This window comes from Acinetobacter legionensis (genome assembly GCF_048552295.1).
GTDB lineage: Bacteria > Pseudomonadota > Gammaproteobacteria > Pseudomonadales > Moraxellaceae > Acinetobacter.
The window spans coordinates 104691-117778 of the sequence record NZ_JBIMCW010000009.1 but is presented as its reverse complement, the minus strand read 5'-3'; the positions used below and the strand labels follow the sequence as shown (position 1 = coordinate 117778).

The following is a 13088-nucleotide window of genomic DNA, read 5'->3' as shown; positions in this document are numbered from 1 at the left end:
TCTTATTCCCCTACAGAAGCAGTTGCATGTTCAGCACCTGCATGTTCAGCGCCTGCATGGTCTGCACCATGGTAGTTGCTCATGTAAGTGTTGATGATGCTTTTGAACAAGTCAGGCGTAACTGAAGAATAATAAGTCACAGGATGAGGCTTAGTAGGGAATGGACCTTTACGTTCAGCTTCGTGTGCAGCTTTAATTTCTTCAGGAGTATGCGCATTGTTCAGCATTGCTTCAATTTGGTGTTTAGAACGATCACCATCTTTGAGCGTAGCAAATTCTGTCGCATCAAGCGTGGTTTTTTGGATCGCTTCAGGATTAATTGAAGTACCTTTACCTGCTTTAATAGCGTCTACCCAAGTGTTGAAGTCAGCATCTGAAACAGCATGAGCTCTAAAACGCATTTGCGTAAAGCCGTAACCGCTATAGTTCGCTGAGAATCCACGGTAGCCGTCTGCTGGACTTGGGTGTTCTGCAAGCATATGTAACTTAGTTTGCATACCCGCCATAGCATAAACCTGACCTGCTAACTTAGGAATGAAGAAAGAGTTCATTGTAAAGTTAGAAGTGATTTGAAATTCAATTGGTTTATTGACTGGGAAACGAACTTCGTTAATTGTAGCTATTTGTTGTTCAGGATAGATAAACACCCATTTAAACTGTTCAGCGACTGCTTGAATTTTTAAATGTTCTTCCATCTGACCTTGAGTATTTGTTAACGGTCTATAAGGGTCATATTTGTGTGAACCCCACCATGTTAAATACGCAAGAATAGCAATAATAATACATGGGATACCCCATACTACAATTTCAATCGCAGTAGAGTGTGCCCATGTAGGTTTATAGTCTGCATCTTTATTTGACGCGCGATATTTCCAACCAAACCACAATGCCATTAAGATCGAAGGAATTACGACCAATAACATTAAGTAAATCGCAGTCATCATCAGGCTACTTTGACCTTCAGCGACTGGACCTTTAGAGTTTAGAAGTACTATATCACCACCACACCCAGTTAAGAGTGCGGTGATCGCAGATAAAGACAATACAGCTAAAGTCGTTTGTCTCATTTTACAACCTCGGTGAAGAGTCCCATTCCCTATATAAATATGGGATAGCGATTAAAGTGCCGCATGATTGAAAATGACTATTATTTCTAAATAGAAAACATTCTCAATGATCTGACACCGCTACGTTGTAGGGCATTATGCCTCATATCGGCAAACTTAGCTATACATAGAGAATGAATATATTGATGTAAAAATACCTGAGACTTTTAGTCGGAATTATAAAGAAAACAAAAACATAAATTATTAATTTCTGAATGTTTAGCTATTAAAAATGGCGGTATAACCGCCATTTGAATTATTCTGAAAGATCAATAACTTTGGTTTTAGAAATACGATCATGCAATGCATAATTCTCTTTAGAGAAAAACATAAACAAATCAACAATGAAAATGATGGCGATAAGCGGCAATATACTCATAATTTGTGACAGAATGAGAAATAAGAATGAACGAACAAAAAAGCCTCTTAAAGAACCTGGTAATTGATTGGTATTTACATCAACAATCTGTAGTTTGAATATTTTTTTGCCAATAGATTGCCCAAATTTAGTAATCATAAAACATTGAGTGATCAAGAGAATGAGTACAAATACCATCAAACCAATATTGAGATAAGCTGGCATACTTTGGCTAATCATTTCTGCAATTTTAACTTGGTTTTCTACTGAGAAACCGTCTGAAGCAACTTTGACCGCATCTTCTGGCATGAAGTAAGCGATAGCCATAATTTGCGGTAAAAATAATAGGGCAAAATCTACAAGTTTAGCTGAAATTCGTTTGCCTACTGGGGCTGCTTTAGTGATTCTTTTTGTACTTTTTTCAATTTTAATATTTTTGATTGCAGGGTTTTGTTGAGGATCAATTTGTTCACTAGTAGATAATGTCGGAGAGACATAACCAATAGGTTCATAAACGAGTTTACCTTGTGTAAGTTCACCAAGCGCTTTCCATTCTGTTAATCCTTGATGCCAAGCTAAATCCGTTAGAAGCACTTGCTGGCTTGCAAGCATTTGATTCAGTTGTTCAATTGAATACGGACCTGCTTGTTGGTTATTTCTCGCCAAGTAAATTTGCATAAAACTCAATTCTCAAAATAAATCTAAAAGTACATAATTGGTAGATGAAAATGAACACAATCGCAACTTTGTTCACCTACTTTTTTAAACCACTATGTATACTAGATTTTTGAATGTATTAACATTAAATTTACACGAAATCTTAAAATATCAAGAAAATTTAACTTATCTAGTAGAAGAGGGTTGATTGTAAAACTGGGTCTAACATTTAACCTAAGTGAAGAAAACTTTAACTTACGATCATGTATCGAGTGATTGATATCTGTGCTGAAAGTAAGAAAATTTGAACTAGATCTTTGATATAGCTTAATTCAAAATTTTAAAAAATGTACATAAAAAAGACCCTGCTTGAGGGTCTTTTTTAACTGATTAGATTAAGACTGTTTAATCTTTTCTTCAGCAAGGAAGAACCAAGTATCTAAAACTGAGTCTGGGTTTAATGAAACAGATTCAATTCCTTGTTCCATTAACCATTTTGCAAGATCAGGGTGATCAGAAGGACCTTGACCACAGATACCTACATATTTACCGGCTTTACGGCAAGCATGAATTGCCATAGAAAGTAATGCTTTAACTGCTGGATCACGTTCATCAAATAAGTGAGAAACAATACCAGAGTCACGGTCTAAACCAAGTGTTAACTGGGTTAAGTCATTTGAACCAATAGAGAATCCATCGAAGTGTTCAAGGAACTGTTCAGCAAGTAATGCGTTTGTTGGTAATTCACACATCATGATTACTTTAAGACCATTCTCACCACGTCTAAGACCATTCTGAGCCAATAATTCAATAACACGTTTCGCTTCAGATACTGTACGTACAAAAGGAATCATGATTTGAATGTTGGTTAAACCCATTTCATCACGTGCTTTTTTCAATGCACGACATTCGAGTTCGAAGCAGTCACGGAAGTTATCAGATACATAACGACTTGCACCACGGAAACCAAGCATTGGGTTTTCTTCTTCAGGCTCGTAAAGCTTACCGCCAATCAAGTTTGCGTATTCATTTGACTTAAAGTCAGACATACGAACAATTACAGGTTTGTCAGCAAATGCGGCTGCAAGTGTAGAAATACCTTCAACCAATTTTTCAACGTAGAATTCAATCGGTGATGCATAACCTGCTGTACGTGCTAGAACTGCTGCACGTGTTTCGCGTGGTAGGCTGTCAATGTTTAACAAAGCTTTTGGATGTACACCAATCATACGGTTGATGATGAATTCTAAACGTGCAAGACCAATCCCTTCGTTTGGAATTTGAGCAAAGTCAAATGCACGGTCAGGGTTACCGACGTTCATCATAATTTTGAACGGTAGTTTAGGCATAGATTCGATAGAATTACGTTGAATTTCGAAATCCAATGCACCTTCATAAATAAACCCTGTGTCACCTTCGGCACAAGAAACAGTGACTTCCTGACCATCTACAAGCACTTCTGTTGCATTACCACAACCTACGATAGCAGGAACACCAAGTTCACGTGCAATAATTGCAGCATGACAAGTACGACCACCACGGTTAGTTACAATTGCAGCAGCACGTTTCATCACTGGTTCCCAATCTGGGTCAGTCATGTCTGATACAAGAACATCACCTTCTTGTACTTTATCCATTTCTTTAATCGAAGTAACGATACGAACTTTACCAGAACCAATACGTTGACCAATTGAACGACCCTCACAAAGAACCGTACCTTTCTGTTTAAGGAGGTAACGTTCCATTGTGCCGACATTCTCACGGCTTTTTACCGTTTCAGGGCGTGCTTGAACGATATAGATTTGATCATCATCACCGTCTTTTGCCCATTCGATATCCATAGGTGCTTGATAATGTTCTTCAATGATCAATGCTTGTTTAGCAAGTTCTTGAAGCTCTAAATCATTTAAAGCAAATTGTTGACGATCTGCTTTTTCAACATCTACAACGACAACAGATTTACCTGCAGCACCTTCTTCACCATAAATCATTTTTTGGTGTTTTGAACCAAGATTACGGCGAATGACGGCATGTTTGCCATTTCTTAGAAGTGGCTTAGAAACATAGAATTCGTCAGGGTTTACTGCACCTTGTACAACCATTTCTCCTAAACCGTAAGAAGCAGTAATAAATACTGCTTCACGGAAACCAGATTCTGTATCAAGTGTAAACATTACACCTGCAGCGCCTGTTTCAGAGCGAACCATACGCTGAATACCAGCAGAAAGCGCAACAATATCATGTGCAAAATTTTGGTGTACACGGTAAGCAATGGCACGGTCATTATAAAGTGAAGCAAAAACTTCTTTAATTGCGATGAGAACGTTGTCGATTCCACGAATGTTTAAGAACGTTTCTTGTTGACCCGCAAATGAAGCATCTGGTAAGTCTTCAGCAGTTGCAGAAGAACGTACCGCAACAGCAATGTCAGGATTACCATTAGAAAGGGCAGCAAATGCTTCGCGAACTTCAGTCTCTAGACCTGTAGTAAGTGGAGTTTCTACAATCCATTGACGGATTTTTGCACCAGTTTCTGCAAGTGCGATTACATCATCTACATTTAATGCTGCAAGTTCTGCATTGATTTTAGCATTTAGGCCACTTTGCTCTAGGAATTCGCGATATGCATCAGCAGTCGTTGCAAATCCACCTGGAACAGATACGCCAGCATTTGCTAAATGACTGATCATTTCCCCAAGTGAAGAGTTTTTACCACCCACGATCTCAACGTCGTGTTTACCTAGTTTTTCCAGACCGATTACGCGTGCTTCCAAAGTTGTTACTCCACTTATGCAGTATTAATCACTATCTTGGCATGAAATTATAACAAAAAACTTAGCATTTTGATTCAACTAAGTGATAGTCATGTAAGATGGGCTTACTATAAAGATTATACATCGCTAAGACAAATGTTTGAGGAGATTTTTAATGTCAGAAAGTAACCAAATAAAGCGGAGCGTATTTTTTATTTCTGATGGTACAGCGATTACGGCTGAAACCCTTGGGCATTCATTATTAGCGCAATTTCCTCATGTAAAGTTTGATATCCATATTATTCCCTATATTACCTCTGAAGAAGCTGCAATGAATGTGGTCGAAGAAATCAATAAAAGGGCGGATAAAGATGGTCAACAACCCTTGGTATTCGATACTTTGGTTGATCCTTATGTTCGAGATATTATTAATACTGCAAATGCTGTGAATCTTGATGTTTTTGAAGGGCTTATCAGTAAGTTGTCCGACGTTTTAGGTACTCCGCCTACAACTTTAGTCGGACAAACACATGCAGTGACTGATTCTGAGTCGTATAAAGCACGTATTGATGCTGTTCATTTTGCTTTAGATAATGATGATGGCGCACGTACACGCCATTATGATAAAGCTGATTTAATTTTGATCGGTGTATCGCGTTCTGGTAAAACACCCACTTCAATTTATTTATCTTTACAGTTTGGTATTCGGGTTGCAAACTACCCATTGACCGAAGAAGATTTGGACGATAACCGCTTACCTGCAGTATTGAAAGAGCATAAAAATAAACTATTTGGCCTGATGATTGATGCTGAACGTTTAGTCGCAATTCGTTCTGAACGTAAAGCTAATAGTCGCTATGCGAGCTTTTCACAGTGTCAGATGGAGCTACGCGCAGTCGAGGGAATCTATATTTCTGAAGGGATTAAATATTTAAATGTTTCAGAGATGTCGATTGAAGAGATTTCAACACGTGTTTTACAGATGACTGGGCTTAAACGTCGTATTGGATAATCCATTATTATGTTTTTTGATGTGTATTGTAATGTAAGGACAGTAGTGAGCTGAATCAAATTTGGCTCTTTTTCTTTTATGTTTATTATTTTTTATAGTGTGATTTGTTATATGAATAAGATATTAAAAATAAGTTCATTTTTCATGCTTGTAAGTGTACAAAGTATATTTGCACAACAAACTAATGTTGAATCATTGAGCAACTTTGAAATTGGTTTGGTTGAAAAATACTATCAAAAAACCTGTTCAGGGCGTGGTGAATGTGATCAGTACAATGAAAAAATTTCTAGTGAAATTGAAAATAAAATAAAAAATGATTCATCTAGTTTTGCATATTCGTTTGCAAAACTCACTGAGAAAAATATGCTGGATATCCATTACAGTCCTGATCGAAAAATCAAATTTTATACGATGGACGTTTCTGCTGGGGGAACGATGAGAGAACCATATAGTTTAATTCAAGTGAAACAAAGCAATGCTTTTGCTTCCCAAGAGTTATCTCAAGTTGGATTTATCGATAAAATTGTGCAAGTCAAAATTAAAAATCAAGATGTTTATTTGGTCACCAGTCTATTTATTAATAGTACCTGTTCAAGGGGCTATCGGATTCACTCCTTTGTGTTGAATAACGGCAAATTTGTCGCGCAACCCATTTTTGAAACCAAAACTCAAAAACTTGATTCAATTGGTATTGAAAATGATTGTCAGGGATGGGAACATTCTGCTGATGATTTTATCCGTATCTCAAAAGATTTAAAAAATATAGATATATTAGTGGTGAATGCTTCAGGAAAATTGACCAATAACTATTTACGTTACCAAAAGACTCCACAGGGTTATCGTTATAGTGGTGTTGTCAAATAATAGTTAATCTAAAAAATAAAAGAGGCTAAAAAGCCTCTTAAACTCGAATCTTCTAAACCTATTATTCGTAAGTAGTAATAATCACATCCACTAAATGTTCAATTCCTTCCATACTTTGTACGGCATGCTCAGTAATTTTAACGACTGGCCAAGTGATTAATTTACAGTTTTTACGTTGCACCGCTGTATAGTAGCTATCTGATTTTAAAAATACTTTATTCTTTAGCGCAGAGTTCGGCATCAATTGACGTTTTAACCATTGTTCCTGAACTTGCGATTCTAGATAACGAATCGCCAACATTGATTTAACACGATGATTAAATAATCGACGGTTTTTGATGATCAAAGGGTGTGAGATTAGCTTTTGGACACCTTTTTCAGTTTGCGGTAAGATAAAAGAGGGTATGATTTGAAAAACTTTTACAAATTCAGCACTGTTTAAAACATGGCTAAGATGTGTGACTGTAAGTTGGTTTGCACCGATAATTGCCACGTTTAAACCTGTAAAATCGATGAGTTTAATCTCGGTAGATGCAATAATTTTACCTTTATAATGCTTAAAAAATTCCGGCTGATTTTGAAAAAAACCTTCATTTTGACTCTTTTTCCTGTCGAGCATATTATTTCCTTTTTATATTAATTGGTCGCAGTGGGTTCAGATGTTAATTGATATATCCAACTTGGAACTTTAGGTAAAGACTTTTCAGGAATCTTGTCAGTCACGCTAACCATGGCATCAATCGGAATATGGAACCATTTCTTATTGCGATCTACTACATTTTTGCCATGAAATTGAATGATTTGAAACCACGGGTTACGGCGTCCCTCTACTGTTCTTCCGCCAATTTTCGAAAATTTATTCATTGCTGCATATAATTTTTCTTCGGGAAGCCCGAGCTTAATAACATTGTCACGCATTTTATTGATCAGTGGTAAGTAAGCCAAAATACCGAGCATCAAACGTGGGTCGATTACCCTTACAGCCATTTGGGCAAGCTCAATAACGCTTTTATTGATCCCTTGTGCTTCCATCACACTGAAACCTACCCCTAAATGCCGTGCTTCATCACCATTAATCAGTTCAAAGGCTTGGTGGCAAACTGGATCATCTACAGTATCCAATAAAAAGGTGCATAAAGCGCCATCCAAAGCAACTTCAAGCATGGGAATTACTGCGCCTAAAATATAAAAAGGCATTTCATCGGCATAGGTATCCAGCCATTCAATAATTAAACGTAAATTTTTATTTGGTTTAGGGATATCACCATCTAACATTCCCCAGCGTTTCATAAGCGCCATTTCTGCATTGGCATGGCGTTGTTCTTCAGCATGGAAGATGGCGTACATTTCACGTAAAGTTGCCGTTGGAGCTTTTTTTGACATTGCTGAAAATGCACGAGCACCGACATGTTCAATCCACATCAGATCTGCCATAAAGTCTTTAAGTTTTGGCCATTGTTCGACTGTAACCAGCTCTCGACCTGGTGCATCCCAATCAATATCGGATAAAGTCCATTGTGTATTTTTGACTTTATCTAACATTTTTTCTAAGTCAATTGAAGCCATAGCAAATCTATCAAAAATAAGGATTTCATTGCATTTTATTTAATATCTCTGTGAATCAATTGGCAAAGATATTCATTGTGGAATGATGAAAAATATCAACGCAGTAATGATTTGATTTTGAAAGTGAAAATTTAGCTAAGTGATTGAGATAAAAAGAAAGACTTGTCATAAAAGGACAAGCCTTATCATTTGGAGCAATAGATTGTTTAACAATTAAAATTTATCTTCAGGTGTTTCTAGTTCTTTAACCTCAACTTGCTGAACAGGGTGGGGCTGAGGCAGTTCAGGCTGTGAATGAGTTCTGAGATATTCCAAGTCTCGAATATTCTTTTGTACAGCAACAGCACCGAAGAGGCTAAGTAAAAAAGCCATGATATAAAAGCCTTTCTCACTGAGTGTCATCGTCGCATTCCATAAACCCAATGCGAGCAGAACAATACAGATCACCACGGAAGCCCAGCACAGTCCATAATAAATTGCTGTCACTTGCTGACCTTCAAGTTTATCCCGAACAACTTTTTGCAGTGAAACAGCAGAAAATAGACCATAAAGGATCAGGATTAAATAATAGCCTTTTTCATTTAATAGAATTTGTGCATTGAATAAACCGACACAGTAGGCCGCCGCACCAGCAAGCAAAGCCACCCAACTGACTGCAATAAAAGCAGGGGTGGGTTTATTGATATATTGGTTCATTGTTGTTCCTTATTACTATTTTACTGATTTTTATATGTTCTATTATGCTGATTTGAAATGAGATGGCAAATCTTTTCAATTTATGAGAGCTAATTCAAATAAAATTTAAGTGTGGAAAATAGTAAATAGTATTTTAAATCAATTGGATATTTAAGCTATAGGGCAGTTTAATCAAAAAAAACCAAAATGAAATTTGTCATTTCATTTTGGTAAAGAGGAAAACATGATTGATTTGTATTATTTTTTTAAATCCATCAATAAACTAAAGTTGTCTAGGCGCTTCTGTGTATCATAAATATCGCAAGTGAAAATAAATTCATCTACCTGATATTTTTCTAAAAGTTGCTTTAGACCATTTTTCACTGTATCTGGTGAGCCAATTTGCGCCATACCTAAGAAGTTTTGTACGGAAATTTTCTCTGATGCAGACCACCGGCCTTCCATTGTTGCTATAGGCGGTTTCAGTTTTAAACTTTGCCCTGTCAGTAATGCAAGAATACGTTGATACACACTTGTGGCTAGATACTCTGCTTCCTCATCGGTTTGGGCAACGACAGTAGGAACCCCCATAGATACAAACGGTTTATTTAAATAGGCGGATGGTTCAAAATTTTCACGATAGAGCTGAATGGCTTGGCCTAACATTCTCGGTGCAAAATGTGAGGCAAATGAATAAGGAAGTCCTAATTTAGCCGCCAGTTGTGCGCTAAAAAGACTCGATCCTAAAAGCCACACAGGCACATGCGTACCTTGCCCTGGTGTTGCTTTAATTCTTTGCTGAGGCACTGCGTCGGCGAAATAGCTTAAAATTTCTAAAACATCTTGTGGAAATTGCTCTTCTGTTTCTTGACGACCACGTCTTAATGCACGCATGGTGGTTGGATCTGTTCCGGGCGCACGACCTAAGCCGAGTTCAATACGATTTGGATAGAGTGTTGCCAAGGTACCAAACTGTTCAGCAACCACTAAAGGTGCATGGTTGGGTAACATAATCCCTCCCGAGCCCACTTTAATATTTTTTGTATTGGCTAAGATGTAACCCAGCAATACAGCAGTTGCGGAGCTGGCGATACCGTCCATATTATGATGTTCAGCTAACCAAAGGCGATCAAAGCCCAACTGTTCTGCATGCTGGGCAAGTTGCAATGCATGCTTAAGTGAAAACTCAACTGTTTGATCTTCTCGAACAGGTGCGAGTTCTAGGATAGAGAACTTCGTATTCTTTAATACGGTATCTGTTAAAGACGACATTTTTAAACTCGAAAATAATATATATCGAAATAATACGATATAAGTGTGCAAATGTATATCGAAAATTGTCGATATTTAGTGCTTTTGATGTTGATTTTATTATCCAAAAAAATTAAGCACCCGAAGGTGCTTGATTTAAATAATTGGATATTAATTTTGCAATGAAATTAATTTTTCCAGTTATTCCAACGGTTTTTGTTTTTGTAGTGACCATAATGATTGCCATTGTCTTTGCGATATCCACGGTCATTATAGCGATAATCAACATTACGATAACCGCTACGATCATAACGATCATTGTAACGTCCATAACGGCTGTCATAGCGGTCATCATAACGACGGTCGTCACTGACTTTTTGACCTAATGCCGAACCACCTGCAGCACCAAGACCTGCGCCAATATAGCCACCAGTTGAAGTTCCCGTCACATTACGACCTACGGTATAACCACCAGCACTACCTAAAGCGCCACCGATGATCGCACCATTACGGTCACGTTTATTTGATGAAGCGCCTGCGCCAACACCACCACCGATTGCAGAACCAATCATCGCACCTGTTGAACCACCCATTTGTTGCCCAATTGCAGCACCCACCACACCACCAAGTGCAGATGTTAATGCTGTATTGGTTGAGTTACCTGCATGTGCAGTCGTCATCATTGTTGCTGCAATTACAGTTGCACCAAGGATTGCTTGTAATTTCATTTTAAACTCCTGATCGAAGCTTCTTCGAATTCTTTAACTTGAGGCTAGAATAACGAAACATTTAGCAATAATTATGGATTTGAATGTAAGCAATTTCTCTGTTTTGTGTGTGGATTGTATATTTGGCTGATTAATTTATTCATGATTAGTTTATGTTGATCTTATGAGGGGAATATTGTTGTCGTAATAATCATGATGATATTTTAATATTAAAATATCTTTTGAGATGCAGCTCTACCAATGTATAGCCATAACATACAGTCAACCTATTAAAAAACTTATATACAAGAATATAATTTCTCTTAATTAGCATTTTTAATTAAATCAATTGTATGGAAAATAAATTGTTTGATGATAAAAAGCTTGCAATGCCACACCTTACATTCAAAGTTTAAATACCTTTACGTAGGCGTTGCCTCACTTTTCAGATATGAAAAGATGATAAAAATCTTCCGTTTAACAGGGCTCTTGCGCTGCAAACAAAGCAGTGCTTTATTTTTGCTCATATACCCCCGCCCAACGGCGACATCCATGTCGCCCCACGGTAGGATAACCATCTAGGATTCACAAATACAAAAACTTATTCATAGCCAAAACTTCTCGATTTCATACAAAAAACATTAGCTTCATTGATGATCAATGACTGGATGAAAATCATTTGTATAAATAATTAGGGGGTTTGACTATAACGAAACGTGATAGTGATATGTGAATAAATATGAAGAATCGCTCGGGCTAAAGACAAATGATCGAAACTGAACGTTTAATTTTAAAACCATTTATGGAAAAAGATTTATTGGAAATCTCTGCTTTATTTCAGGATGAAGATTTTATGGCTTTTTCTCCCAATGGGGTTTTAACGACTGAGTCTGCCATAGGGCGATTTTGGGAGATTGAGAAACATTATAAAGAATATGGCTATGCAAAAATGGCGATTTTCTTAAAAGCAACTTAGCAAATTATTGGATATTGTGGTTTTGGAAAATGCGTATTGAATGGTAATCAAACCGTTGAATTAGGATTTCGTTTACTAAAACAAGAAAGGTGAAAGGGCTAGATAAAAGAAGCTGCAATCAAATTATGTGAAGATATTCAAGCTAGAGGCTTTAAAAATATAATTGCATTTTCTGAATAAAATAATGTTTCTGCGCATCAATCTTTACTTAAATTTTTATTTATACAAAGACTTACTTCTCATTTTTAAATATGCAGGTCATTTTTTTTGAAAAAGAAGTTGAAGAAAACGGAGCAGAATAATATGAAAAATAAAAAAGCACCCGAAGGTGCTTGATATCATTCACGGATCAATTAGTGATGACGACGGTGTTTTTTGTAGTACTTTTTATTGTACTTACGTTGATCTGCATGGCGGTCTTGAGAAACTTTTTTTCCGAGAACCGAACCACCCGCCGCACCAGCAGCAGCACCAATATAACCACCTGTGGTACCACCCATATTTTTACCGACGGTATAGCCACCAACGCCACCTAAACCACCACCGATTGCAGCCGCAGTACGGTCTTTTCTATTGGTTGATGCTGCAGCACCACCTGCACCACCTACTGCTGAACCAATCATTGCGCCAGTGTTACCACCAATTTGTTTACCTACTGCAGTACCAACGACACTACCTAGAGCAGAAGTTGCTGCAATACGTGTTGAGTTGTCAGCATGGGCACTTACTGTCAATACTGAAGTTACTGCTTATATAGTGCTTAATATGATCGTATTAAATTTCATGTGTTGCTCCATGTCCTTATTTGGACAGTTCTATCTATATTCGATGTGGCAAATGTAACAAAAATTTTTCCAAAAAATGTGGAGAGGAATCTGAAAATTGATAGCGTTTGGTATCTGAATGTATATTTTCTATTAAAAGTGAATTTAAAACACCCATATTAGTCAACAAATAGCATGAATAATGGAGAAAACAAACATCTAATCAAAAATCATGTTGATCATCTTGCTATAAATTCTACTGCTTATTTTGATGGTTCTTATATAAATGTGTCATTTAAATGGCAGAATCGGTAAACTAGGCACAATTTTAGAATTTTCTTACCAATTTTAAATGGGCTGTTATAAAGCTCGATGTTTTTGGTGAGGCTTAGATTGAGA

The 13088-nt window shown here is 37.1% G+C and carries 12 protein-coding genes; 3 read left to right on the top strand and 9 right to left on the bottom strand.

Features of this window, described 5'->3' with window-relative positions; all coding sequences use genetic code 11:
• Positions 1-2: 2 nt before the first annotated feature.
• The 3 genes from cyoA to ppsA form a co-directional block, all read right to left on the bottom strand.
• Complete coding sequence (cyoA, locus tag ACG916_RS09340; protein WP_336954469.1) at positions 3-1067, bottom strand: ubiquinol oxidase subunit II; 1065 nt, start codon at positions 1065-1067, stop codon at positions 3-5.
• A gap of 295 nt (positions 1068-1362) precedes the next feature.
• Positions 1363-2142 carry an RDD family protein gene (locus ACG916_RS09335; protein WP_336954470.1) on the bottom strand — a complete coding sequence of 260 codons (780 nt, stop codon included), beginning with the start codon at positions 2140-2142 and terminating at the stop codon, positions 1363-1365.
• 374 nt (positions 2143-2516) lie between these two features.
• A complete protein-coding gene (gene ppsA, locus ACG916_RS09330) occupies positions 2517-4895 on the bottom strand; it encodes a phosphoenolpyruvate synthase (protein WP_056512635.1) in 2379 nt (792 codons plus the stop codon).
• A 154-nt stretch (positions 4896-5049) separates the two neighbouring features.
• Here ppsA and ppsR point away from each other — a divergent pair, with 154 nt between their 5' ends.
• Together ppsR and ACG916_RS09320 are read left to right on the top strand one after the other, a co-directional pair.
• Entirely contained in the window at positions 5050-5886 is an 837-nt protein-coding gene (gene ppsR / locus ACG916_RS09325; RefSeq protein ID WP_004719361.1) for a posphoenolpyruvate synthetase regulatory kinase/phosphorylase PpsR, read from the top strand.
• A 144-nt stretch (positions 5887-6030) separates the two neighbouring features.
• Positions 6031-6750 carry a hypothetical protein gene (locus tag ACG916_RS09320; RefSeq protein ID WP_419327770.1) on the top strand — a complete coding sequence of 240 codons (720 nt, stop codon included), beginning with the start codon at positions 6031-6033 and terminating at the stop codon, positions 6748-6750.
• A gap of 61 nt (positions 6751-6811) precedes the next feature.
• Here ACG916_RS09320 and ACG916_RS09315 read toward each other — a convergent pair whose 3' ends face one another.
• The 5 genes from ACG916_RS09315 to ACG916_RS09295 form a co-directional block, all read right to left on the bottom strand.
• Positions 6812-7369: an NAD(P)/FAD-dependent oxidoreductase gene (locus ACG916_RS09315; protein WP_336954474.1), complete on the bottom strand. Its 558-nt coding sequence runs from the start codon at positions 7367-7369 to the stop codon at positions 6812-6814.
• A gap of 17 nt (positions 7370-7386) precedes the next feature.
• The gene (locus tag ACG916_RS09310; protein ID WP_336954475.1) at positions 7387-8316 is read right to left on the bottom strand and encodes a ferritin-like domain-containing protein; all 930 of its coding nucleotides are present in this window, start codon (positions 8314-8316) and stop codon (positions 7387-7389) included.
• A 213-nt stretch (positions 8317-8529) separates the two neighbouring features.
• Positions 8530-9012 carry an inner membrane protein YiaA gene (gene yiaA, locus ACG916_RS09305; RefSeq protein WP_336954477.1) on the bottom strand — a complete coding sequence of 161 codons (483 nt, stop codon included), beginning with the start codon at positions 9010-9012 and terminating at the stop codon, positions 8530-8532.
• Between the two features lie 237 nt (positions 9013-9249).
• Positions 9250-10263 carry an LLM class flavin-dependent oxidoreductase gene (locus ACG916_RS09300; RefSeq protein ID WP_419327771.1) on the bottom strand — a complete coding sequence of 338 codons (1014 nt, stop codon included), beginning with the start codon at positions 10261-10263 and terminating at the stop codon, positions 9250-9252.
• Between the two features lie 167 nt (positions 10264-10430).
• Positions 10431-10970 (bottom strand): glycine zipper domain-containing protein, encoded by a 540-nt coding sequence (locus ACG916_RS09295; RefSeq protein ID WP_056512651.1) that lies wholly within the window; start codon positions 10968-10970, stop codon positions 10431-10433.
• A 745-nt stretch (positions 10971-11715) separates the two neighbouring features.
• On the opposite strand from ACG916_RS09295, the gene ACG916_RS09290 reads away from it, so the two are divergent.
• Complete coding sequence (locus ACG916_RS09290; RefSeq protein WP_419327772.1) at positions 11716-11925, top strand: GNAT family N-acetyltransferase; 210 nt, start codon at positions 11716-11718, stop codon at positions 11923-11925.
• 353 nt (positions 11926-12278) lie between these two features.
• Here ACG916_RS09290 and ACG916_RS09285 read toward each other — a convergent pair whose 3' ends face one another.
• Entirely contained in the window at positions 12279-12659 is a 381-nt protein-coding gene (locus ACG916_RS09285) for a hypothetical protein (protein ID WP_419330385.1), read from the bottom strand.
• Between the last annotated feature and the right edge of the window lie 429 nt (positions 12660-13088).